This window comes from Acinetobacter lwoffii, from assembly GCF_024129595.1.
Classification (GTDB): Bacteria; Pseudomonadota; Gammaproteobacteria; order Pseudomonadales; family Moraxellaceae; genus Acinetobacter; species Acinetobacter lwoffii_O.
On the sequence record NZ_JAMXXS010000037.1, the window covers coordinates 1 to 24,407 of the forward strand.

Here is a 24,407-nt window from a genome sequence, read left to right on the forward strand (position 1 = left end):
AGACGGAAAAGATTCGGTTTACGCATTAACTTAATTGCTGCACTCGTAAACCGGATAAACTTGCAATAATGACTTTCGCAAGAGATCTAATCTTTGATGGGATATTCATTCACACCTTTTTTACAATTCATCCATATAGAATTTTCAATGAAATTTTTATGATGTTTCTTTATCAGGAAGAAATTTAGGTAGGCATTCTGAACCTTTTTTCGTGTTCATCATCGATAAACATTTTAGGTCGTTCGTTTCCCTACAGGGAGTTTAATGAAACATTTTGAATGTGCCGTCTGCAAGCAACAGCTGTTTTTTTACAAATCAGTTTGTGATCACTGTCTGTCACCGATCGGTTATATCGCTTCGGAAAAAGAGCTATGCGCATTCGAAAAACAGAGTGCTGAGCGATGGGTTCCAATCGCCAAAAACTACCAGCATGCCAGTTATAAACCCTGTCACAATTATGTAAATTATCAGGTATGCAACTGGATGATTCCCAGCGATGAAGATGAGGAATTTTGTGAATCCTGTCAGCTTACCCATGTCATTCCTGATCTGGAAAATTCCGAGAACCTGATTTACTGGTTTCGACTGGAAGAAGCCAAACGCCGTTTCCTGTATTTGGCCCAGCGCATGAACATGATGCCACGCCCTAAAAAGTCTGAAGATGATCCATTTGGTCTGCGATTTGATTTTCTCCTGCCTCAAGAAGATAAGCCTGTTTTAATTGGTCATGCTAATGGTGTCATTACCCTAAATGCAATTGAAGCTGATGTTGTTTATCGTGAAACTACACGTGTAAATATGGGTGAAAACTACCGGACTTTATTGGGTCATTTTCGTCATGAAAGTGGCCATTATTATTTTGCGCTCATGCAACATATGCATCCGGAATTGCTAGATGAATTCCGTCAGTATTTTGGCGATGAGCGGCAGGATTATGGCAAGGCACTTGAACGCCATTATAATGAAGGCGCGCCAATCAACTGGCAGGAAAAGTACATCAGTGCTTATGCTACCGCCCATCCCTGGGAAGACTGGGCAGAAACCTGGGCGCACTATCTGCATATGATGGAAACACTGGAAACTGCCTACTATGGTGGTATGCGTGTTGAAGGAAATGGCAGCTATCTGGCCAGCATGGATTTTAAAGAATGCCCGATTGGTGGACAGGATTTTGAACATATTCTGGAAAACTGGGTTACCTTGACCTTTAATCTAAATGCCTTAAACCGTTGTATGGGCCTGGAAGATGCCTACCCGTTCAAGCTGAGCGAAGCGGTTAAAGACAAGTTACGATTTATTCACCGGCATGTGCTGGAAAAAGTTTTTAAATAATTTAAAAAGTAATTTTTATAGTAAAACTATTGATGGAATGGGATCAGCAAAGTCTGAAAATATGGATTTTATTGTGTATTTTAAAAATTAATATGATTTAAAAAATCCCTGCTCCTGGCGAACCAAGAGCAGCAACTTTTGAATGAATCAGTATTTAGTTTGCTACCTGAATATACGATTTAAGATGGGCTTAAATTAGTTCCACAGCAATCGCAGTCGCTTCACCACCACCGATACATAAGGATGCAATTCCTTTCTTACCACCAGTACGTTTTAAGGCATGAATCAAGGTCACGATAATACGGGAACCAGAAGAACCCAATGGATGACCAAGTGCACAGGCACCGCCATTAATGTTCACTTTTGCTGGATCAAGTTTAAAGCCATCAATGGCTAACATGGTCACCATGGCGAACGCTTCGTTGATTTCCCAAAGGTCAACATCCTGAGCATCCCAACCGGTTTTTTTCAGGACTTTTTCAATCGCACCAACCGGTGCAATGGTAAATTCTGATGGATGCTGCGAATGGCTGGCATAGGCCAGAATATGAGCTAGCGGTTTTAAGTTACGCTGTGCAGCAATTTCGCTCGAGGTGATCACCAGTGCTGAAGCACCATCTGAAATTGAACTGGCATTTGCCGCAGTAATGGTTCCGTCTTTTTTGAACGCTGGACGCAGAGTTGGAATTTTGTCAGCCTTGGCATTTAAAGGCTGTTCATCCTGTTCCACCACCACATCGCCTTTACGGCTACTGACAGTGACCGGTACGATTTCATCTTTAAAGAAACCTTGCTGCACCGCCGTCACGGCTTTATTTAAGGAACCAATCGCATAGTCATCCTGCTGCTCACGGGTATAACCTTTTTTATCCGCCATTTCCTGAGCAAGAATTCCCATCGACAGGCCTGTTTCCGCATCTTCCAGACCTTCCTGGAACATATGATCAATGACCTTTCCATGCCCCATACGGAATCCGGCACGTGCCTTGTCCATCAAATATGGTGCGTTCGACATCGACTCCATACCGCCAGCCACCACAATCTCTGCTGAACCGGCTTTGATCGCATCTGCTGCCTGCATCACGGCTTTCATACCAGAACCACAAATTTTATTAATCGTGGTCGCCCCCGTGGAATCCGGTAGACCCGCCTGACGCATGGCCTGACGTGCCGGACCCTGTTTTAAACCAGCAGGAAGAACGCAGCCCATAATCACTTCATCAATATCATTGGCCGACAGACCTGCACGTGCCACTACTTCTTTAATTGCCACAGCACCCAAATCTGGCGCGGTACAGCTTGACAATGAACCTTGAAAACCGCCCATCGCGGTACGTACTGCATCTACAATTACGATCATTTTAGTTTCATCCTTTTTCATCATTGTTATCAACCCTACATAGCCAAAGCACTGTAGGGCTGGTCCTTCGCAATCATTGCGGGTTAAGCCTGTGCGGTAAAATATGCTTCAGGCAATTGCATGACCAGTTCCGCACCGGCCTGAATACGCTGGATTCGTGCACTCAAATCCGGAAGTACTTTGGCAACATAGTAGTTGGCCAGTACCAGTTTGTTCTGGAAGTAACTATCGTCTTTGGCTGCGGCGGCTTTGCTAATCCGCGCATACATATAGACAAAGCTGAGCAGCCCAACCGCATGTAAATAATCGACAGCAATCGAATTAGCAAAATCAGGGTTCAGCTTAGACTGCTCGACGATGAATTTGGTGATATCTTCAAGTTGCTGGCAGGCTTCTAATGTCGCCGTTTTAATCGTCAATGAATCATGTAAATTTTGGGCAAATTCACGGATTTCAGCAATATATTCCGCGATATAAGCCCCATTACATTTGGTGGTTTTACGCCCAATCAGGTCAATCGCCTGCACGCCATTGGTGCCTTCATAAATCTGTGAAATACGCAGGTCACGAATACACTGTTCCATGCCCCATTCACGGATATAACCATGACCACCGAAGCACATTTGCGCTTCCAGTGCAGAATCCAGTGCCTTGTCGGTCAAATAAGCTTTGGCGATTGGCGTTAACAGCGCCACACGGTCAGTCGCTTTACGCACCGCTTCAGGGTCGGTTGAGTATTTGGTAATATCCAGTTGTTGACCTACACACACCGCAAACGCACGTGAAGCTTCATTGTTAGCACGTACATTGAGCAGCATACGGCGTACATCGCCATGGACTAGAATTGAATCGGCTGGTTTTTCTGGAGATTTTGCACCAGTTGATGCACGGCCCTGTAAACGGTCCGTCGCATATTGTGCCGCATTCTGGTAGGCAAATTCTGCTGCACCAATGCCCTGAATTCCCATAGACAAACGTTCGTAGTTCATCATCACGAACATGCCGGCCAGACCTTCATTTTCATTGCCAACCATATAGCCCTTGGCGCCGTCAAAGTTCATGACGCAGGTCGCCGAGCCTTTAATTCCCATTTTATGTTCGATTGAACCGGCAGCTACTGTATTACGCTCACCCAGTGATCCATCTGCATTGACCAGGAATTTCGGCACAATAAATAATGAAATACCACGTGAACCTGCTGGTGCATTCGGAGTTTTTGCCAGCACCAGATGAATGATATTTTCACTCAGATCATGCTCGCCGCTGGTAATAAAAATTTTGGTACCGGTAATATTATATGAACCATCTTCATTCGGTTCAGCTTTGGTCTTGATAATGCCAAGATCTGTGCCGGAATGTGGTTCAGTCAGACACATGGTGCCCGACCATTCACCCGTATAGAATTTTGGTAAATAAGTTTCTTTCTGTTCCTGTGAGGCGCGGTCATTGATCGCCATACCTGCACCCACAGTGAGTAGTGGATAAAGCATAAAAGATGGATTGGTGCTCCAGATCATTTCATCCGCCAGAACCGTGAGCATCTTCGGCATATTTTGTCCGCCCCATTCTTCAGGAGCACCCAAGCCTACCCAGCCACCTTCGGCAAACTGTTTAAAGGCTTCCTTGAAACCAGCCGGCGTAATCACCTCACCGTTTTTAAACTGAGCACCACCCTCTTCATCTGCAGGACGATTCAGGTCAAGAATAACATTCTTGGAAAATTTGGCCATCTCTTCCAGAATTGCATTTGCCGTCGCCATATCTAAATGTGCAAGATTTTCATTACCTTGCCAAAATTGTTCCGCTTGGAATACATCATTTAAAATAAATTCCATGTCTTTTAGCGGCGCATTATAAATCGGCATTTTTAAATTCCTTAAAGGGTGATACTCAATCCTGTTGCTAAATATTTTCTAATTTTCATTAGGATCCAAACAGGCGATTTTAAAATCGTGATATCCAATTCTTGCAGTATTAAATCTAAATCTAGATTCATAAATTTGCCTTGTAAATCACGTCTTCATGTTCAGTATGAGTGACTGAATATGCCAGCTTAATATTGATCGTTTTCCTGTGCTAAACCCTGATGAATATGGGCTTAAAACAGTCGAAGGATTTAGCTTCGTGCGCTGAAACAATAAAATAATTATACTGAAAATGGAATTTTATTTAGCAAAGTTGATCTCTAGGGTTCAGTTTTCTTGACAATATTTCTGTCTGCTTAGCATCGCTATTTTTATTTGTCAGCAGTTGCTGCATAAATATACAAAATGAGATAAATATCACGACCTTAGTTTTATAGCCATCGCGTGCAAAATTGCATATTCTTGAAAGGTTCTTTTTCGAAAAGTATGGACCAAGAAGATGACGACTGTAAGACAGCAGAACTTCCTTCTTCGTAAAGAGAAGATCCTCAGCATGGCGGAAAGCCTGCTACTGGATAATAATCAGGACATTACCCTGAGTGAGCTGGCCAGTGAACTGGACATCGCAAAAGGAACCATCTACAAACATTTTAAAAGCAAGAACCAGTTATATTTAGAACTGATTATTCTGAATGAAAAAAGAATTCTAGAAATATCAAAAAAACATAATAACGATATTAAAAGTTATGTTTCACAATATATGCTCTATCACATGCTCAATTCAAACCGAACCATCCTGTTGCATGTCATTGAAGAGCGTTTAACCAATAACGAAAAAAATCTGAAAGAGTTATTTCAGGAGCTTTATCGGATTCGTGAAGAACGGATTATCCGGATTAAAGACATCACCCATGATTATCTGGTGGCTTTAGAAAGTGCCATGTCGATTCGCGATTATTTGTCTTATATCTGGACAGTCACCTATGGCGCTTCGCTATTATTAAATTCGACCAATTACCAAAAAGCGATTGGTTCGCGCGAACGTCTGATTAAACTGTATATTAATCAAGCGCTGATGACGCCAGATAAAATCTCATCGGTATAATCACGATAATAAAAAAATGCCTGATTCGATCAAGCATTTTTTTATTTGGCTGTATAAGTTCATAAGATCACTTTCGCGATCTAACTCGACAATGATCAGGCTGCCACAGGCGGGAAACCATCTTCGGTTAAAGCTGCCACAATCTCAGACTCACTGACTGTCGATTCAACTTCAACTAGCTTAGTCGCCACATCAATATTCACAGTGGCATTTTCATCCAGATCTTTAATCGTAGCCGTGACACTGCGCGCGCAGCCACCACAAGTCATATTTTCAATACGGAATTTCATGTTTAGCTCCATAGGATCGGTTTAAAAATTGATGTGAATACAGCGCATGTCAGTGCTGTTCAGTTCCGACACCCTGTTCAATCTGTTTTAAAATCTGGCAATCAGACTGTTCATTGCCGGCACACTGCTCAACTGATTGCTGTAAAATTAATAGCATATGCTGCATATCGGCAATTTTCTGTTGTAAAAACTGGATATGTTTTTGTGCCAGCTGTTTGACCTCACTACTCTGGCGTGAGCTGTTCAGCCACAGGCCGAGTAACTCTTTCATCTGCTCTGAAGAAAATCCCAGTTCACGTGCATGCTGGATAAAACTTAAGGTTTTAATGTCCGCGTCACTATAAACCCGATAACCTGTATTACTACGTTTCGGAGCCGGCAACAAACCAATGTCTTCATAATAACGAATCATTTTCGCAGAGATGCCGGACCGTTTTGCGGCCTGACCAATATTCATCATACTGACTCCTTAAACTGCACCGGCTGATAGGCTTTTAATCTCAAGGCATTGCTGACGACAAACACGGAGGACAACGCCATCGCACCTGCGGCAAACATTGGCGATAACAATATACCCCAGAATGGATAGAGCACCCCGGCGGCAATCGGGATTAAAGCAATATTATAGACAAAGGCCCAGAACAGGTTCTGCCGGATATTGCGCATGGTGGCCTGACTCAGACCAATTCCGGTGGCCACATGCTGTAAATTACCTGACATCAACACCACATCGGCTGCCTCAATCGCGACATCGGTGCCTGTACCAATCGCCATGCCAACATCAGCCTGTGCCAGTGCCGGGGCATCATTGATTCCGTCCCCGACAAAAGTGAGTACGCCATATTGCTGCTGGAGTTGACGTACCGCATCCACTTTCTCATGCGGTAAAACTTCCGCAATTACCTGATCAATTTTCAGCTGTTTGGCAATGGCCTGCGCGGTATGCTGATTGTCACCGGTGATCATCGCTACTTTTAGACCCTGCTCATGCAAGGCCTGAATCGCACTATAGGTAGTTGCTTTAATCGGATCCGCGACGGCAATAATCGCCGCCAGCTTTTGATTGATCGCCACATATAAGGGACTACGGCCCTGATCACCGAGTTTTTGTGCAGTAGACCGAAACAGATCGACATTTAGACCTAAGTTCTGCATCAGACGTTCAGCTCCAATATGCAGCTGCTGACCAGCTACCTGTGCCTTGACCCCTGCGCCGGTGATCGAATCAAAATCTGTGACTTCACTCAGTTCCAGTTGTTGCTCATGAGCTGCCTGAACAATGGCATGGGCAATCGGATGTTCTGACTTGGCTTCAACCGAAGCCACCAGTTGCAATACAGTCTGCTGATTAAAATCTGCTGTGACTTCAAAGTCCGTCAGCAACGGTTTTCCTTCAGTCAAGGTTCCGGTTTTATCAAGTGCGACGACTTGGGTTTGCTGCAATAACTGTAAAGCTTCACCCTTACGAAACAGCACGCCCAGTTCAGCGGCACGCCCAGTTCCGACCATAATTGAGGTCGGCGTTGCCAGCCCCATCGCACACGGACAGGCAATAATCAGCACCGCCACGGCGTTGACCAATGCATAGGTCAGATTGGGTTCAGGCCCAAACAGGAACCAGACCATGAAGGTCAAGGCCGCCAGTGCCATGACGGCAGGTACAAACCATAAAGTCACTTTATCGACCACGGCCTGAATTGGCAGTTTTGAGCCTTGTGCCTGTTCTACCATCTGAATAATCTGCGCCAGTACCGAATCCTGTCCGACCGCAGTGGCCTTGATTTTCAAGGTTCCGTTCTGGTTTACTGTACCGCCGACCACCTGATCGCCAGCCTGTTTGGCCACAGGCAAAGGTTCACCGCTAATCATCGCTTCATCAATATAACTTTGTCCGGCAACCACTTCACCATCGACAGCGACTTTTTCACCCGGACGAATTTCAATCAACATTCCTTGTTGCACATCGGAAATTGCCAGATCAACCCAGTGATCATTCTGTTCTACCCGTGCCGTTTTCGGTTGCAAGCCGACTAGATACTGAATCGCTTCCGAGGTTTTACCTTTGGCTTTGGCTTCCAGATAACGCCCCAGTAAAATCAGCGCGACAATAACGGCGGCCGCTTCAAAATACACATGCACAGTGAACTGCGGTAACAACTGCGGAAAAAAGGTCGCAATACAGGAAAAGCCATATGCGGCAATCGTTCCAACGGCCACCAGCGAGTTCATATCCGGTGCCAGACGCAATAAAGCTGGAATACCATGCTGATAAAAACGCCGTCCCGGAATAATCAGCACCAAAGTGGTCAGCACAAACTGTAGATACCAGCTGTTTTGGGTTCCCAACGTATGGGCAATAAAATGATGAAACGCCGGAATCAAGTGCGAGCCCATTTCCAGAATAAATACAGGTGCTGTCAGAATGACCGCAAGCCATAAATCTCGTTTCAGTTGTGCCGTTTCATTGGCTTTCTTTTCCTGAAAAGCACCATGACTATCTGCCGACATATCCGTACCGGATTTTACTGTGGCTTGATAACCTGCTTTCTCCACGGCAGCAATCAAGGCCGGAATCTGGGAATGTGAGGCTTTCACCCAGGCAGTTTCGGTGGCCAGATTGACCTGTGCTTCGCTGACACCTTCTACTTTCAATAAAGCTTTTTCAACCCGTGCCACACATGAAGCGCAAGTCATACCTTCAATCGTCAGTTCAATCCGGTTGCTCTGAATATCAAAACCGGCTTTTTGCACTGCCTGAGTTAGTTTAAACAATGGCACAGAATTGATCGCACTCACATGCGCCCTTTCAGTGGCCAGATTCACTTGTGCATCCAGTACGCCTTCCACTTTTTTTAGGGCTTTTTCTACGCGAGCCACACAGGATGCACAGGTCATGCCTTCAATATTTAAATCAAACTGTTGCGTCGGTACATCAAAACCGGATTTTTCAATTGCTTGAACCAGCGCAGCGGCAGCAATTGGCTGCTGGCTTTTAATAAAAGCTTTTTCAGTCGATAGATTGACAGATGCCTCGACCACGCCTTCAATTTTTTTCAAGGCTTTTTCTACCCGAGCTACACAGGAGGCGCAGGTCATACCGCCAATCTGCACCTGCTGTTCATATAACCGGTTGCTGTCTTGTTCTGCCATGCCCATCTCCACACCTCAACTCATTGTTGATGTTATAGCTTAAACATTCCCATCATGGTAAGGTCAAGTCCTTCATCTGACTATTTTAAAAATAATGCAGCGTCCTGCTGCGATTTAAAATCACCCAATAAAAAGCCCGAAGATGACTTCAGGCTTGTATGGCAGTATTTAAAATATAAAATGCATCAATGTTATTCGGCAGAAATATCTTCAAACAAGATCGAAGACAGGTAACGTTCACCACCATCTGGCAAAATCACCACAATATTTTTACCGGTATTTTCAGGGCGAGCTGCCAATTGTGCCGCTGCTGCCATAGCCGCGCCACTTGAAATACCGACCAGGATACCTTCCTGAGCCGCAGTTTTACGTGCCCACTCGACTGCATCTGCACTATTAATGGCAATCACTTCATCAACGAGGTCTAGGTCCAAATTGCCTGGAATGAAGTTGGCACCGATCCCCTGAATTTTGTGTGGTCCAGGTGTAATGTCTTCACCGCGTTTGGCCTGACCAATAATTGCAGACTCAGCAGGTTCCACCGCCACAGAATATAAAGGCTTGTTTTTCACTTTTTCAAAGTAGCGTGAAATACCGGTAATGGTTCCACCCGTTCCGACACCTGCGACCAGAATATCGACATTGCCCGCAGTCGCTTCCCAGATTTCTGGGCCTGTGGTTTCTTCATGAATTTTAGGGTTGGCTGGATTTTCAAACTGTTGTGGCAGGTAGTACAGTTCAGGATTTTCATTGACTAGACGTTGTGCTTCTTCAATCGCGCCCTTCATGCCTTTGGCCGGATCAGTCAAAACCAGATTGGCACCCAATGCTTTCACCACCTTACGGCGTTCAATACTCATGCTTGAAGGCATGGTCAAAGTAATGTCATAACCTTTGGCTGCCGCAACAAAAGCCAATGCAATACCGGTATTGCCGCTGGTCGGCTCGACAATATGCATACCGGGTTTGAGCTTGCCAGATTTTTCAGCATCATTAATCAACGCGGCACCAATACGACACTTGACTGAAAATGCCGGATTACGGCTTTCAATTTTCGCAAGTACCGTGGCCGGAGCGGAAATCACACGATTAATACGAACAAGCGGTGTATTTCCAATCGCGTCTGCATTATTACTATAAACCGCTATACCTAAATTATTCGGTGTTGGAAAAGCTGAATCTGTACTCATGATGATATCCCTGATGTTATTGGTTCAAGTCGCTTAAACATCATACAAGCATTTTTTTGCTTTGTAGATGTTTGATGAAACTTGCACTTCATTGCACGAATGTGAACTAAAATACTTTCTGCACTATGCAATAAATTTATCTTATCTATCAATATTTAAAATATAATTTTAATTGATAATTCAATTCATTAAAAACCATAAAACTTAACTGTTTTTATCAATATATTACCGGTTGAGACCCGTATAATTAGCGTGCTGTAACTTTATGGACATATTAAATGAAAACCGATTTTGAAATCACGACTATGCGCGATTCAGCAGAACAGGTCGTCGGCATTTTAAAATCTCTCGCCAATACCGACCGTCTACTCATTTTATGTCATCTTTCTCAAGCAGAATTGAACGTTTCGCAAATTGAGGAAATTACCCAGATTAAACAACCTACCCTTTCTCAGCAATTGATGATGCTGCGTAAAAGTGATGTTGTGAATACGCGACGCGATGGTAAACAGATTTATTATTCCATTAAAGACCAAAATCTGGTGGTGGTCTTAAATACCCTGTATGAATTGTACTGTGCGGACAAGATGAAATAATTCATCTTTTAGCGGTTTTAGGGCAGAAATCAAAGTTCTCTGCTCGTTCTCCTCCCATACCTTGCAAACGTTTTAACAGACCGCTAAAACCACGCCAAAAATAGGTATATGACATGATGATTGATTGGAAAAGTTGAATCATCACAAATCTCGATCCCTTAAGATTTCTTAGCAGAATTTGTGCATAATATATCTATATTTGTGATTTAGACCTTTTTATGCCAAATTCCAAGTCTAAACTTCTGCATAGACTACCTGCCTGGGCATGGTTAAGCCACTATACGCCGGTCAAATTTAAGTCCGATGTGCTGGCTGCCCTGATTGTGGTGGCAATGCTGGTGCCTCAAGGGATGGCCTATGCCATGCTGGCAGGATTGCCGCCGATCATGGGCTTATACGCCAGCATCCTGCCGATGATCATTTATGCGCTGCTTGGTGGGAGTTCGACTTTATCGATTGGCCCCGTGGCCATCATTTCCATGATGACTTTTGCTACGCTCAATCCACTTTTTGAAGTCGGCTCACCGGTCTATATCGAAGCTGCGACCTTATTGGCACTCATGGTCGGCATTATTTCCCTGCTTTTGGGATTATTCCGTTTTGGTTTTCTGATCCAGTTGATCAGTCATCCAGTGATCCAAAGCTTTATTATTGCCTCTGCCTTATTGATTGCTTTTGGGCAATTAAAGTTTTTGGTCGATCTTCCCTTAAAAGCCAATAACATTCCGGAGTTTGCCAAAAGTCTGCTGCAATATTTTCCGTTGCTGCACGTGCCGAGTCTGATTTTCGGCCTGCTCTCTATCGGTCTGTTGATCTATCTGCCCAAGTTATTAAAATCTCAGGCGGTACAAAGCCGGATCGGTTCTACAGATTTTTTAGTCCGTGCGGTGCCCCTGATTCTGGTATGCCTCGGGATTGCGGCGATTGTCTTTCTGGATTTAAAGCTTCAGGGCATTAAAACCGTTGGTGCAATCCCATCTGGTTTCCCGCCCTTGTCCTTTCCTCACTGGAACTGGGAACTGGTGATGACCTTGTTACCGGGTGCCAGCATGATCGCCATGATCAGTTTTGTGGAATCCTTGTCGATTGCTCAAGCTACGGCCTTACAGCAACGCAGTCATTTAAACAGTAATCAGGAACTGATCGCGCTCGGTCTGGCCAATATCAGTGCAGGCGTAAGTTCAGCTTTCCCGGTAACGGGCAGTCTGTCAAGAACTGTGGTGAATGCCGATGCGGGTGCTAAATCACCTATGGCCGGTGTTTTATCCTCGATCCTGATTATTTTCGTAAGCCTGTTCTTTACCGGATTTTTTGAAGACCTGCCGCTGACCATTCTGGCTGCGACGATTATTGTTTCCATCTGGAAGCTGGTTAATTTCCAGCCATTTGTTGATGCCTGGCGTTATTCCAAGGCAGATGGCCTTGCCATGTGGATTACCTTTCTCGGCGTGGTTCTGATTGATATCTCCACCGGTTTGATCATTGGGATCGTATCGACCTTTGTGCTGATGCTATGGCGAATCAGCCGGCCGCATATTGCGGTCGTCGGTCTGGTCAAAGGAACCCAGCATTTTCGCAATATTCAGCGGCATCAGGTCAGTACCTCCGACCGGGTGCTGTCACTACGGATTGATGAGAATCTGACGTTTCTGAATGCCAATAGCTTCAAAGGTTATCTGATCAATGAGATCAGCCTGAATGACCAGCTACAACATGTGATTATCAACTGTTCCAGCATCAGTGCGATTGATCTGAGTGCCCTGGAAATGCTGGAAGATTTAAATGCGGAACTGGCCAAACTGGATATTCGTCTGCATTTTGCCGAAGTCAAAGGTCCGGTCATGGACAAGCTACAAGCTTCTAAATTGATGACGCATCTGAGTGGGCGGATTTATCTGACGCATTTTCAGGCGATTCAGGACCTTGCGCTAGAGATCTTTGAGCAGCATAAAGATTATACAATTTAAGACAGCAGATACTTGAACTTATGGCCGGAAATTCCAACCGGTCATAAGTTCTAACTTTTTAAATTTTCAAATATAATTTGAATTTATCTATTTAACTTTGATATTTATTTCATGAATACAATTTTAAAAGTGGTGATTTATTCATCATTTTAAGAAGTTTTTCTTCAATATAAGCAATGTTTTAAAGCAATTAATTTTAGAATAAATCAATAATATCAATATCTTGGTTTTTATATAAAAATATATTTTAAGCCTTGTTTAAATTAAGTATAAAATAGCGCAACTTTTTCCCAAATTTAGCCCTCGTAATTTTCACAAGGCAACCTTATGTTTTCTGCCCTTATGCGCATGAGCTTAGTCTCTCGAATCATCATCGCCATTATTTTAGGTGTGGGTGTGGCTGTGGTATTTCCCGAAGCTACTCCCTCATTAAGCCTATTGGGCGACCTGTTTATTAAAGCCTTGAAGTCTGTTGCACCGATTCTGGTTTTCATTTTAGTTTTAGCTTCTATCGCGAATTTTAAGGTGGGTCAATCCAACACCCCCATCAAACCGATTATGATCATGTATGCAGTGGGTATGTTCCTTGCTGCACTGAGCGCCGTGGTTGCGAGTATCTTATTTCCAAGTACGCTGTTTCTGGATATCGCTGCACAAGCTGACTTACAGCCACCTGGCAGTCTGGTAGAAATCCTGAAGAATTTACTGCTCAGTTTTGTTACCAATCCGGTCGTTGCGATTGCTGAAGCAAACTTTATTGGTATTCTGGCTTGGGCAGTGGCCTTGGGTATTGCCTTCCGTCATGCATCTGATAGTACCAAAACGCTTTTAAATGATGCGGCCTTTGCGGTTAATTATGTGATCCGTCTGGTGATCAATTTCGCGCCTGTGGGTATTTTTGGTCTGGTGGCAGTCACTTTTGCTGAATCTGGTCTGGACACGCTGACGAGCTATGTACATTTGTTGACTGTATTGTTAGGCACAATGGTGTTTGTTGCACTGGTCATCAATCCGTTGCTTGTTGCTGCCGTTACTCGCAAAAATCCTTATCCACTGGTGTTCACCTGCTTACGTGAAAGTGGCATTACCGCCTTCTTTACCCGTAGTTCAGCAGCCAACATTCCGGTCAATCTGGACTTGGCGAAACGTCTGGGTGTTAAAGAATCGACTTCAAGCATTGCCATCCCTCTGGGAGCGACCATCAATATGGGTGGTGCATCAGTGACTATTACGGTTCTCGCCTTGGCAGCAGTCAATACCTTGGGCATTAGCGTGGACTTTAGTACCATGCTGATTCTTTCTGTGGTGGCAACCGTCTCGGCATGTGGTGCTTCTGGTGTTGCAGGCGGTTCATTGTTACTGATTCCAGTTGCATGCGGCCTGTTCGGGATCTCTTCGGATATCGCCATGCAAGTCGTTGCGATTGGTATGGTCATCAGCGTATTGCAGGACTCTACTGAAACCGCGCTAAACTCATCGACTGATGTTTTATTTACTGCAGCAGTAGACCGCGCATCAAATTGATTTTATATTGATTAATCAATATATTTAGCCAATGATGTTGTTATGCCATTACAGCGTTTACCTACCTGGGTACAATTAGGGGCGTTTTTTCTTGCGGTCAATGCCGGCATGATTAACGTCCTGGGGCTGGTGACGGTACTGCACCAGTCTGTTTCACATATGACCGGTAATGTCAGCATGCTGGCCATGGCCCTGCTAAACTGGCAACCAGAACAGATGTTGTATCTCTTTTTGGTCACACTCTGCTATGTCATTGGTTCATCCTATAGCGGGCTCATTCTTGGAAATAGTCACTTTCGCCTAGGGCAGCTTTATGGTTACCCTTTAAGCCTGGTGGCTATTTTTATTTTGATCTGCTGGTTATTATTGCCCTATTTCCCGCGCTATGCCTTGTTATGGGCCTGTGTTGCCATGGGTGTGCAAAATGCCATGGTCAGCCATTATAAAGGTGCCATCATTCGCACTACGCATTTATCTGGCGTACTGACAGACCTCGGCTTGGCGATGGGCTACCGTTTGCGCGGTTTAGAAGTAGAATCACGACGCGTGGTTTTGCATCTGCTTATTTTGCTCGGTTTTTTAAGCGGTGGCATTCTTGCCAGCTGGCTATATCCTTATTTAAAATTAAATGCATTCCTGATCCCGGCAGTGCTGAGTCTGGTTCTCAGTCTCACGTATTGGGTGATTTATTTACGTTATCGACATCAACACGACTAATATCTGGACATTCTCATGGTTAAAAATGCATTGCAGGCACAATTGTTAAAGGCAGGATTGGTCGACAATAAAAAAGCCAAAAAACTGTCTAAACAGGCTGTGCATGAAAAACGCACCGGTGACAGTACCGAGGCTGAAATCAAGGCCAAGATTGAACAAGACAAACAGCAAAAAATGGCCAAAGATCAGGCGATTGAGCAAGAGAAAAAAGCAGCTTTGCAGGAAAAAGAGCTGAAAGCCGCAATCATGCAAATGATTAACCAACATAAAATCCGTGATACTGACGGCGATGCGGTGTATCAGTTTATTGATGACAGTAAAGTCAAAAAAGTCTATTTAAACCAGCAAATCTATAATGCACTGGTGGCAGGCAGTCTGGTGATTGCACGTGAAAATGACAGCTATGCTTTCTTGCCTAAAGCTCTGGCAGATCGTATCAATGCGAAAATGCAGGGCTTTATCATTGTGAATAATTCAGAGAAAAATGAACAAACCACTGATGAAGAAGATCCATATGCAGCCTATGTCATTCCTGATGATTTGATGTGGTAAGCATCGCGATATCATTACTGAAATATCGAAGATCAGAAACCGGCGAATTCGCCGGTTTTTTATTGTTCTGCATTTTTATTGACGGATTTGCACAAATAGATATGTTTTAAAAAGTTATCCAATATTAAAAAACCTGATCCAAATCTATAAACTTGATCTAAATTTTTGATTGAAGAGAAAGATCGTTTGGAACAGTTTAATTTTATTCGGAATATTCAAGAATGGGCAGATCAGTACCCATGGCTAGAAATGCTATCTTCACTGAGTATTGTGATTTTACTGGCGATTCTTGCCAATCTATTTGCCAAACAGATCGTAGTGCGCGGAATTCGTAAACTGATTACCAAAATGCCTTTTGCCAATAATCAGATTTTTGCTGAGCATAGCGTGATTCGCCGGATTGCCAATATTGTTCCGGCAGTCGTGATCATGAACGGGATTACCACGGTACCGCATTTATCTGACAAGGTTGAGTCCTTTGTGCAAATGGGTGCACAGGCTTTTATCTTCCTGACAATTGCCTTGGCCCTGGGTGAATTACTGAATATTTTTAACCTGGTCTATCAGCGTAATCCCAAGTCACGTAACAAACCGATTAAAGGTTATTTGCAGCTGGTCAAGCTGATTATCTTTATTGTCTGTGGCCTGATGATTCTCGGCACTTTCCTGAAAAAGGATGTCTTTACCTTGCTGGCTGGCTTCGGTGCCATGGCCGCGGTGTTGATGCTGGTCTTTCAAAATACCATTTTATCGCTGGTGGCGTCGGTTCAGATTTCATCCTATGACATGGTGCGTATTGGCGACTGGATCGAAATGCCCTCGCTGAACGCGGATGGCGATGTCATTGATATGTCATTACATACCATTACGGTACAGAACTTTGATAAAACAGTGACCACGATTCCGACCAATAAACTGGTGACGGATACCTTTAAAAACTGGCGTGGTATGCAGGAAGCCGGTGCGCGCCGGATCAAGCGCTCGATTCATATTGATCAAAGCAGTGTGCATTTTATGTCGGCTGAAGAGCAGAACAAGCTGAAAAATTTTATTTTGCTGGATCAATACCTGAATACCAAATCAGAGGAACTGGAACAATTTAATCTGCAACTGAGTCATCATTCGCAATATAACCAGCGCCGTCTCACCAATCTGGGAACTTTCCGTGCCTATGTAGAATTTTATCTGCAACAGCATTCGGGCATTAGTAAAAATCATTCCCTGATGGTGCGCCAATTGCAGCCAACCAGTGAGGGTTTACCGTTAGAGATTTATGCCTTTACCAATACTACCGCCTGGGTCGAGTATGAAAATATCCAATCGGATATTATGGATCATCTGCTGGCGATTATTCCGGAATTTGGTTTAAAGGTGTATCAAGCGCCTTCAGGTCTTGATTTAAAAGAGGCATTTACTCAACCGTCTTCTATTATTACTTAAACACAAGTCATCCAATACCAAGCCTGAGGTGCTGCTGCATTTCAGGCTTTTTTATTTCATGAGATGTTTAAATTCTGACTGGCATAAATCTGGCTTTAGTTTAATTTTTATAATCCAAGTTTTAATTGAGTGAATCATTTTGTGGCAATTTCACCCAATTACGGGCTTAAAAAAACAGAATCCTTTATAATTCCCGAAAAGCAAAATGCATGATAAGAGTACGATAATGTTTCGATGGCTTGAAAGACTGGTTGACCCCTATCCCACCAAAAATCTGAATCAACCTTTACCGACCAAGTTTTTTCCATTTGTCTGGCAGGCAGCCTATGGCGTCCGCCGTTATTTGCTGATTCTGGTGCTATGTACCGCCGGTGCTGCCAGCTTCGAAGCCTTACTGTATTCAAAAATTGGTGAGCTGGTGAACTGGCTGAGTAAAAGCCAGCCGGATACTTTTCTGGAGCAACATGCCAGCAATTTAACCTTGCTGAGTATTGTTCTGCTGGCCAATATTTTCTTCGCCAGTGCGCAATCACTGATCAAGCATCAGATTTTGTACAGCAATTTCCCAATGCGTTTACGCTGGCGCTTTCATAATCTGCTGATGAAGCAAAGCCTGGATTTTTTCCACAATGATTTTGCCGGACGATTATCGGCCAAAGTCATGCAAACTGCTCTGGCAGTACGCGAATTCTGGGTCATTCTGGGTGACATGCTGGCGTATGTGTTGATTTATTTCATCACCATCAATATTGTTTTAGGTGCAATTTCACCCTTGCTGATCATTCCATTGATGGTCTGGCTAGCCTTGTTTATCTGTGCAGCGTGTTACTTTATTCCTCGTTTGAGCAAAATTTCCAATGCTCAGGCGGATGCCCGTGCGGTCATGACCGGGCGTATTACGGATGCCTATACCAATATTCAGACCGTCAAGCTATTTGCTCATGCCGGTCGTGAAAGCCAGTATGCCAAGACCTCTATGCAGGAATTTATGGTAACGGTATATAAACAGATGCGTCTGGGTGCCCAATACGAAATCAGTATTTTACTGCTGAGTGTAGTGTTATATGGTGGCGTACTGGGTACCGCGATCTGGCTGTGGATGGAAGGTCAGGCCGAGCTGGGCATTATTGCTGCAACCACGGCAATGGTACTGAAACTGAACAGTATTGCCGAATTTATGATGTGGCAGACCTCTGCCCTGTTTGAAAATGTCGGTACCATTCAGGATGGTATGAAAACTTTAGGCCGAAAAATTGCCATTGAAGATAAACCGGGTGCCAAAGAGCTACAGCTCAATCATGGTGAAATCAAATTCGAAAATGTCAGCTTTGCCTATAATGATAAAAACGTGATTGATCAGTTTAATCTGACCATTCGCCCAGGCGAAAAGATTGGTATTGTCGGCCGTTCAGGTGCCGGGAAATCTACCTTGATTCAACTGTTGCTGCATTTTTATCATATCAATCAGGGTCGTATCTTAATCGATGGTCAGGATATTGATGAGGTCACTCAGGACAGTTTGCGCAAGAACATTGCATTAGTGACTCAAGATACCTCGCTGCTACATCGCACGGTCGCGGAAAACATTAAATATGGTCGTCCGGATGCGACTGATGAAGAGATGTTTGAAGCTGTGCGTAAAGCCAAAGCGGAAGAGTTTATTCCCAATCTGACCGACTTGCGTGGCAAAAAAGGCTATGAAGCCTATGTCGGTGAACGTGGCGTGAAACTTTCCGGCGGACAGCGTCAGCGAATTGCCATTGCACGTGTATTCCTGAAAGATGCGCCGATTCTGATTCTGGATGAAGCCACCAGTGCACTGGATTCTGAAGTCGAAGCTGCCATTCAGAACAGTCTGGACGACTTGATGCAAGGTAAAACCGTGATTGCCATTGCGCATCGCCTGTCTACCATTGCCCAGATGGATCGTCTGATTGTGCTGGATCAAGGTCGAATCGCCGAGCAAGGCACGCATGATGAACTGGTGGCATTAAATGGCATCTATGCCCAACTTTGGCAGCGTCAAACTGGTGGCATGCTGATTCAGCAACAGGTCAAAGCATCAAAAGATCATGAATAATATGATCTGTAGAAGATTTCAAAACTTCTGATCATTTGCTCGTCCTTAATATTGAACAGGTCTGGAAAAAGGAAAACTTTGCCAGACCTCTCTTTTTAAAATTTTCTCTACAGATGAACAGCAAGTTGCCATCTATCTGGTATTTTAATGAAATGACATAACTCTCTAGTTCTGAAAGCTCTCTGAAGAAGTCCTATTCAATGCTTAAGCAATTTCCTTGTCCTTAGTCAGCCAATGCAGAGATGTGTCCGGTTCAATAAAATAATTTTAATTTCATCAATAAAATTATGCGGTTTAAATTGATTTTAATGCTGAATTCAGGCTAATCTGCCAGTGGCAGAGTCACAATCGCCAAAATTTTGTCCAACAATTTTAATGAAAAATTTGGCGGCTTCATGCCAATATCTATTTATAAATAAAAAAATTTGAATGAGTGCAACGGATCGCGCATGAAAACAATTGCTCCACGCCAAGACCAAGGAATTCCAGGTGTTTACGGTCTCCTGCTTCTCGATGTCATTTCCCGCTGGGGTTATAACAATGAATCGCTTTTCCAACCTTTTAGCCTGACCAGTGAACAGTTGGCAGATCCTGATTTTCGTATTCCAACCCCTGTCGCCAACGAACTGGTCAAATATGCCCTGAAACTGACCGGAGAGCCGACCTTGGGTTATCATCTCGGCACACAGATGCGGATCTCGATTCATGGCTTTATTGGCTATGCGATTATGACGGCGAATAATATTACCGATGCGCTGGTCTTGGCGAATCGATTTATTCAACTTCGCTTACCCTTCCTGCAACTATTTTTCTCGACCTTTGGTGCCAAAGCCACGGTACAGCTGCAAACCGATATTCAGCTTGAACCTCTGCGCACCGAAATTTCCATTGCCTTGATGATTGGACTGATCAGTATGGCCAAGGCCATTACAGGTGTTAATGATGCGACAGGAGAAATCGACTTCGATTTTAAGAAGCCGGAAGATTTTGAACGCTTTATGGCGAAGTTCCCCACCCATCAGTTCCGTTTTGAACAACCGCATTTAATTCTGAGCTTTGATAAAAGCTACCTGATGAACAAGCTGGTGCATGCCGATCCGATTGCCAGCCAGATTGCGATTAACCAGTGTGAAACGGAACTTTCTGCCTTGGGTGAACGGCATCGGATTGCCATGCGTGTCCGGGATATATTGACCCATGCTGAGCAACACTATCTCAGTATTGAAAGTGTGGCGGATCGCTTGCACATGTCTGACCGCACCTTAAAACGTCAACTCGCCGCCGAAGGCACCTCCTTTTCTACCCTGGTCGATGAAGTGCGTTACCGGCATGCCACCTCGTTATTGTCCCGGACAGATTTCACTCTGGAACAGATTGCCGATGAACTGGGTTATAGTGATGTCGCCAATTTTAGCAGGGCATTTAAACGCTGGAGTGGTCGCAGCCCGAGCAACTGGCGCAAAGATCCTTATTTATAAGGAAGTATAAGCCTTTTGTTTTGCTTAAAAAGAATGTATAAAACATGTCAAAAATGATCTTAAGATTTTTAAGGAGTTATCAATGAATCATCCTGCAGAATTAAAGTACGCAAGTACACATGAATGGGTGCGCATTGAGGGTGATCTTGTTGTGACCGGTATTTCCGACCATGCACAGGATGCGTTAGGCGATTTAGTCTATGTAGAAGCACCAGATCTTGATTCACATATTACTGCGGGCGAACAAGCTGGCGTGGTTGAATCAGTAAAAACAGCTTCCGATATTCATGCACCAGTGTCTGGTGTAGTGGTTGAAATCAATCCTGATCTTGAAGATGATCCAGATTTCATTAATGATGACCCATATGGCAAAGGCTGGATCTATAAAATCAAGCCAGACAATATGGCAGATGTCGAAAAGCTGCTTTCCAATACAGAATATGAAGCTGGCCTCTAAGCCATTTTAACTTTAAAAAATCAGCCTCCGGGCTGATTTTTTTATTAAAGACCAAGCGTTGCATTTCCTAGTTCAAATTAAATTTCATGCATTTATCATGAAATATCATTGTATTTTTCACTTATTTTTCTTAAAGTCTTGCTCATATCTCCTTCGCTCCTAGATAGCTCGCGCTTATTTATAACAATAATTTCCCATGCTGAGCCCAGCGTCTTACAGCATATCATTTTAGGAAAATCATGAACGCCATTGCAGCGCCACTATGGACCAAGTCATTTGTGCTTTGTTTGGCCAACAACCTATTTTTATTTATTTTCTATTTTGCACAAACCACAATTTTGCCAATATACATCTTAAAAGAATTAGGCGGCAACCTGACTCAGGCAGGTCTGGCCATGACCTTGTTTATGGTCTCTGCCATTGCAGTGCGACCTTTTAGCGGTTTAATTATCGAAAAATTCGGGGTGCGTAAAACCCTGATTATTTCTGAAGTGTTCTTTAGCTTATTTTCACTTACTTATCTGTTGGCAGATCAGCTCACGATTCTGTTTATCATCCGTTTCTTACACGGCATCTGGTTCAGTATCTTGACTACAGTTTGTGTGCCTGTGGTGAACCAGTTTATTCCGGAGCAACGTAAAGGCGAAGGCATGGGCTATTTTGTCATGTCGGTTAATCTGGGGATTGTTTTAGGTCCATTTATAGGCTTGAGCCTGATTGAACACTGGTCTTATTTTCAGGTCAGTATGCTATTGATCGTCTTGGTTTTTATCGGATTTGCCTTCTGTTTTTTGATTCCGGTCAAAGAACCTGAAAAAATCATCAAAAATACCAATAAGAAAACCTCGCTTGAGCTGACAGATTTTGTGGAAAAGAAAGTGCTGCCTGTCGCAGTATTGGCCATGCTGATTTCTTTTTCTTATGCGAGCATCATGTCTTTTATCGCACCCTTCGCAGCCAGCAAGGATTTAATGGCCTATGCAGGTTTATTCTTTGTGGTTTTTGCGATTTCCATGATGAGCTTACGGCCGATCACCGGAAAGATTTATGATCGTAAAGGCCCGCAATATGTGATTTATCCGGCATTGCTGGCTTTTAGTTCGGGTTTATTTTTACTGAGCCAGATTCAGAGCTTATGGGGATTTATGCTGGCTGCAGTCATGGTTGGTGTGGGCTTTGGTAGTGTGCAGCCGTGTATTCAAACTTTGGCGATTCAATGTGCGCCCAAGCATCGAATTGGCTATGCAACTTCAACTTTTTATACGTTTTATGACCTGGGTATTGCCATCGGTTCACTACTGATTGGTACCATCATTGCAGCTTACAGTTATCAGTTTGCTTTTATGCTATGCGGTATTTTAACCTTAAGCAGTATTGTTTATTTTAAGCTGGTGGTGCAACGTAAAACCGTCTAGTTTTATGGATTGAATCGAATAATAAATAAGATCAATAAAAAAACAGGCAGAAAATTCTGCCTGTGATTTTTTGAGCAAATATTTATTCTGACACCGAAGTATTCTCTGCTTGTTTCTCTTCCGCTTTTGGCTCTTGCATCATGGTGAATTGGGTTGCCTCTGTGGCTACGGTAGTGTCCTGTCGGTTACTTTTCAGCTTGATTTGTAAGCGCAGTTCATTGGTCGAATCGGCATTGCGCAAGGCTTCTTCATAAGAAATTTCACCCTGGTTATACAGGTCAAATAAGGCCTGGTCAAAGGTCTGCATGCCCAGTTCACGCGATTTCGCCATAATCGCTTTCAATTCGTGGAATTCACCTTTCAAAATCAGGTCAGACATCAGTGGCGTATTTAACATGATTTCAATCGCTGCACGACGGCCTTTACCATCTTGAGTACGAATCAGACGCTGTGAAATGATCGCCTTCATATTGGATGACAAATCCATTAATAGCTGGTTCCGGCGTTCTTCCGGGAAGAAGTTGATAATCCGGTCCAAAGTCTGGTTGGCATTGTTCGAGTGCAGCGTTCCCAGACACAGATGTCCAGTTTCAGCAAAAGCAATCGCGTGTTCCATGGTTTCAGTATCGCGAATTTCGCCGATCAGAATCACATCTGGTGCCTGACGCAAGGTATTTTTCAGCGCATTATGCCAGGAATGGCAGTCCACTCCGACTTCACGATGAGTAATCATGGATTTTTTATGCTTGTGCACATATTCAACCGGATCTTCTACGGTAATGATATGCCCGGCTGAATTTTCATTTCGATAGTCAATCATGGCTGCGAGTGAAGTTGATTTACCGGAACCTGTTCCTCCGACTACCAATACCAGTCCACGTTTTTCCATAATCACATGTTTCAGAGATTCCGGTAATTTCAGCTTCTGGAAATTTGGAATTTCTGCAGTAATGGTACGAATCACCATGCCAACATTAAGTTGTTGTACAAACACATTGACCCGAAAACGGGAAACACCTGGCACGGTGATGGCAAAATTGCACTCAAGTTCAGTTTCAAATTCTTTACGCTGTTTATCATTCATCAGACTGTAGGCAAACAGCTTGGTTTTTTCAGCTGTGAGTTCCTGCTGTCCAAAAGGTTTCATTAAGCCTTGATGTTTAATACTCGGTGGAAAATCAGCCGTAATAAATAAATCTGAACCGCCATATTCCACCACTTTAGTCAGCATGTGATGCATGAATTTTTTTGCTTCGTCCAACAATTCTGCCGTGAACATCTTTTCCCCCGGAAATGCACAACTGCACAAATCTCAATCTTAGATTTATGCCAAATATTTTAATTTCATTGTGCAGCGTTTTATAAATATGCTCAAATATATTTGATTTATAAAGAAAATATTTTTTAATATTTATGTGACCTACTTCAATAAAAATTAAATTAAGTAGAAGTATTCAAGCTTTTTAAAGCAACTCTGCCAAAAAAATAGGATTGTAATTTTAAAGGTTGAATTCTGTTAGACGATTCATTATTTGTCATTTTCGACATATAGAATGTTATTTTTCTTTCTTTATGATTACCAACTCCCCTATTTTTTATGTACCAATTTCGGTTCTATTAGATGTAATAATGAATTATGAAAAATAGGATAATGTTTATGAAAATTGAACAAAATCGTGTAACTTTGCTCAAATAACAGGCGTGAAACTTGGTAAATTATTAAAAAAGCCCGATTCAGCTAAGTTAGGCTTTTTATTTGACTATAAAAATATGATTTATATAAAATAAAATAGAGAATTTCGTATAACGTGTATTATGTTAATTTTAGGGAAATTTAAGAATCTCTATGCAATGGTTTATTCAATATTCTTTGATTTCTTATCTTTTAG

The 24,407-nt window shown here is 43.2% G+C and carries 19 protein-coding genes; 12 read left to right on the forward strand and 7 right to left on the reverse strand.

The window, feature by feature from the left end:
• Nucleotides 1–264 precede the first annotated feature (264 nt).
• The gene (locus tag NI466_RS13380; protein ID WP_004647052.1) at nucleotides 265–1,332 is read left to right on the forward strand and encodes a zinc-binding metallopeptidase family protein; all 1,068 of its coding nucleotides are present in this window, start codon (nucleotides 265–267) and stop codon (nucleotides 1,330–1,332) included.
• A gap of 190 nt (nucleotides 1,333–1,522) precedes the next feature.
• Here NI466_RS13380 and NI466_RS13385 read toward each other — a convergent pair whose 3' ends face one another.
• Together NI466_RS13385 and NI466_RS13390 are read right to left on the reverse strand one after the other, a co-directional pair.
• Nucleotides 1,523–2,692: a thiolase family protein gene (locus NI466_RS13385; protein WP_195726012.1), complete on the reverse strand. Its 1,170-nt coding sequence runs from the start codon at nucleotides 2,690–2,692 to the stop codon at nucleotides 1,523–1,525.
• Nucleotides 2,693–2,775: 83 nt separating this feature from the next.
• Entirely contained in the window at nucleotides 2,776–4,557 is a 1,782-nt protein-coding gene (locus NI466_RS13390) for an acyl-CoA dehydrogenase C-terminal domain-containing protein (RefSeq protein WP_253173824.1), read from the reverse strand.
• 499 nt (nucleotides 4,558–5,056) lie between these two features.
• On the opposite strand from NI466_RS13390, the gene NI466_RS13395 reads away from it, so the two are divergent.
• Nucleotides 5,057–5,662: a TetR/AcrR family transcriptional regulator gene (locus NI466_RS13395; RefSeq protein ID WP_004647055.1), complete on the forward strand. Its 606-nt coding sequence runs from the start codon at nucleotides 5,057–5,059 to the stop codon at nucleotides 5,660–5,662.
• 95 nt (nucleotides 5,663–5,757) lie between these two features.
• Here NI466_RS13395 and NI466_RS13400 read toward each other — a convergent pair whose 3' ends face one another.
• From NI466_RS13400 to cysK, 4 genes are all read right to left on the reverse strand, one after another.
• Nucleotides 5,758–5,952, reverse strand: a complete 195-nt coding sequence (locus NI466_RS13400) for a heavy-metal-associated domain-containing protein (RefSeq protein ID WP_005100179.1) — start codon at nucleotides 5,950–5,952, stop codon at nucleotides 5,758–5,760.
• Nucleotides 5,953–6,001: 49 nt separating this feature from the next.
• On the reverse strand, nucleotides 6,002–6,409 hold the full coding sequence (gene cueR / locus NI466_RS13405) for a Cu(I)-responsive transcriptional regulator (RefSeq protein WP_253173833.1): 408 nt from the start codon (nucleotides 6,407–6,409) through the stop codon (nucleotides 6,002–6,004).
• Complete coding sequence (locus tag NI466_RS13410) at nucleotides 6,409–9,108, reverse strand: heavy metal translocating P-type ATPase (protein ID WP_253173825.1); 2,700 nt, start codon at nucleotides 9,106–9,108, stop codon at nucleotides 6,409–6,411. Before NI466_RS13410 ends, cueR begins: the two co-directional genes overlap by 1 nt.
• Nucleotides 9,109–9,293: 185 nt before the next feature.
• The gene (gene cysK / locus NI466_RS13415) at nucleotides 9,294–10,292 is read right to left on the reverse strand and encodes a cysteine synthase A (protein WP_253173826.1); all 999 of its coding nucleotides are present in this window, start codon (nucleotides 10,290–10,292) and stop codon (nucleotides 9,294–9,296) included.
• A 278-nt stretch (nucleotides 10,293–10,570) separates the two neighbouring features.
• Here cysK and NI466_RS13420 point away from each other — a divergent pair, with 278 nt between their 5' ends.
• The 10 genes from NI466_RS13420 (at nucleotide 10,571) to NI466_RS13465 (ending at nucleotide 22,518) form a co-directional block, all read left to right on the forward strand.
• Nucleotides 10,571–10,888, forward strand: coding sequence for an ArsR/SmtB family transcription factor (locus NI466_RS13420; RefSeq protein ID WP_253173827.1), 318 nt, complete (start codon nucleotides 10,571–10,573; stop codon nucleotides 10,886–10,888).
• A 218-nt stretch (nucleotides 10,889–11,106) separates the two neighbouring features.
• The gene (locus NI466_RS13425) at nucleotides 11,107–12,855 is read left to right on the forward strand and encodes a SulP family inorganic anion transporter (protein WP_253173828.1); all 1,749 of its coding nucleotides are present in this window, start codon (nucleotides 11,107–11,109) and stop codon (nucleotides 12,853–12,855) included.
• A 327-nt stretch (nucleotides 12,856–13,182) separates the two neighbouring features.
• Nucleotides 13,183–14,379 (forward strand): serine/threonine transporter SstT, encoded by a 1,197-nt coding sequence (gene sstT / locus NI466_RS13430; RefSeq protein WP_247143760.1) that lies wholly within the window; start codon nucleotides 13,183–13,185, stop codon nucleotides 14,377–14,379.
• Nucleotides 14,380–14,421: 42 nt separating this feature from the next.
• On the forward strand, nucleotides 14,422–15,096 hold the full coding sequence (locus NI466_RS13435; RefSeq protein ID WP_004647063.1) for a YoaK family protein: 675 nt from the start codon (nucleotides 14,422–14,424) through the stop codon (nucleotides 15,094–15,096).
• A 15-nt stretch (nucleotides 15,097–15,111) separates the two neighbouring features.
• Nucleotides 15,112–15,648, forward strand: a complete 537-nt coding sequence (locus NI466_RS13440) for a DUF2058 domain-containing protein (RefSeq protein WP_253173829.1) — start codon at nucleotides 15,112–15,114, stop codon at nucleotides 15,646–15,648.
• A 165-nt stretch (nucleotides 15,649–15,813) separates the two neighbouring features.
• The gene (locus tag NI466_RS13445; protein WP_253173830.1) at nucleotides 15,814–17,088 is read left to right on the forward strand and encodes a mechanosensitive ion channel family protein; all 1,275 of its coding nucleotides are present in this window, start codon (nucleotides 15,814–15,816) and stop codon (nucleotides 17,086–17,088) included.
• 226 nt (nucleotides 17,089–17,314) lie between these two features.
• Nucleotides 17,315–19,168 carry an ABC transporter ATP-binding protein gene (locus NI466_RS13450; RefSeq protein ID WP_005246184.1) on the forward strand — a complete coding sequence of 618 codons (1,854 nt, stop codon included), beginning with the start codon at nucleotides 17,315–17,317 and terminating at the stop codon, nucleotides 19,166–19,168.
• A 449-nt stretch (nucleotides 19,169–19,617) separates the two neighbouring features.
• Nucleotides 19,618–20,646, forward strand: coding sequence for an AraC family transcriptional regulator (locus NI466_RS13455; RefSeq protein WP_253173831.1), 1,029 nt, complete (start codon nucleotides 19,618–19,620; stop codon nucleotides 20,644–20,646).
• A gap of 82 nt (nucleotides 20,647–20,728) precedes the next feature.
• On the forward strand, nucleotides 20,729–21,103 hold the full coding sequence (gene gcvH / locus NI466_RS13460) for a glycine cleavage system protein GcvH (RefSeq protein ID WP_004280423.1): 375 nt from the start codon (nucleotides 20,729–20,731) through the stop codon (nucleotides 21,101–21,103).
• Between the two features lie 239 nt (nucleotides 21,104–21,342).
• Nucleotides 21,343–22,518 carry an MFS transporter gene (locus tag NI466_RS13465; RefSeq protein ID WP_253173832.1) on the forward strand — a complete coding sequence of 392 codons (1,176 nt, stop codon included), beginning with the start codon at nucleotides 21,343–21,345 and terminating at the stop codon, nucleotides 22,516–22,518.
• Nucleotides 22,519–22,600: 82 nt separating this feature from the next.
• On the opposite strand, the gene NI466_RS13470 is transcribed toward NI466_RS13465, so the two are convergent.
• On the reverse strand, nucleotides 22,601–23,797 hold the full coding sequence (locus NI466_RS13470; RefSeq protein ID WP_005251952.1) for a PilT/PilU family type 4a pilus ATPase: 1,197 nt from the start codon (nucleotides 23,795–23,797) through the stop codon (nucleotides 22,601–22,603).
• Nucleotides 23,798–24,407 lie beyond the last annotated feature (610 nt).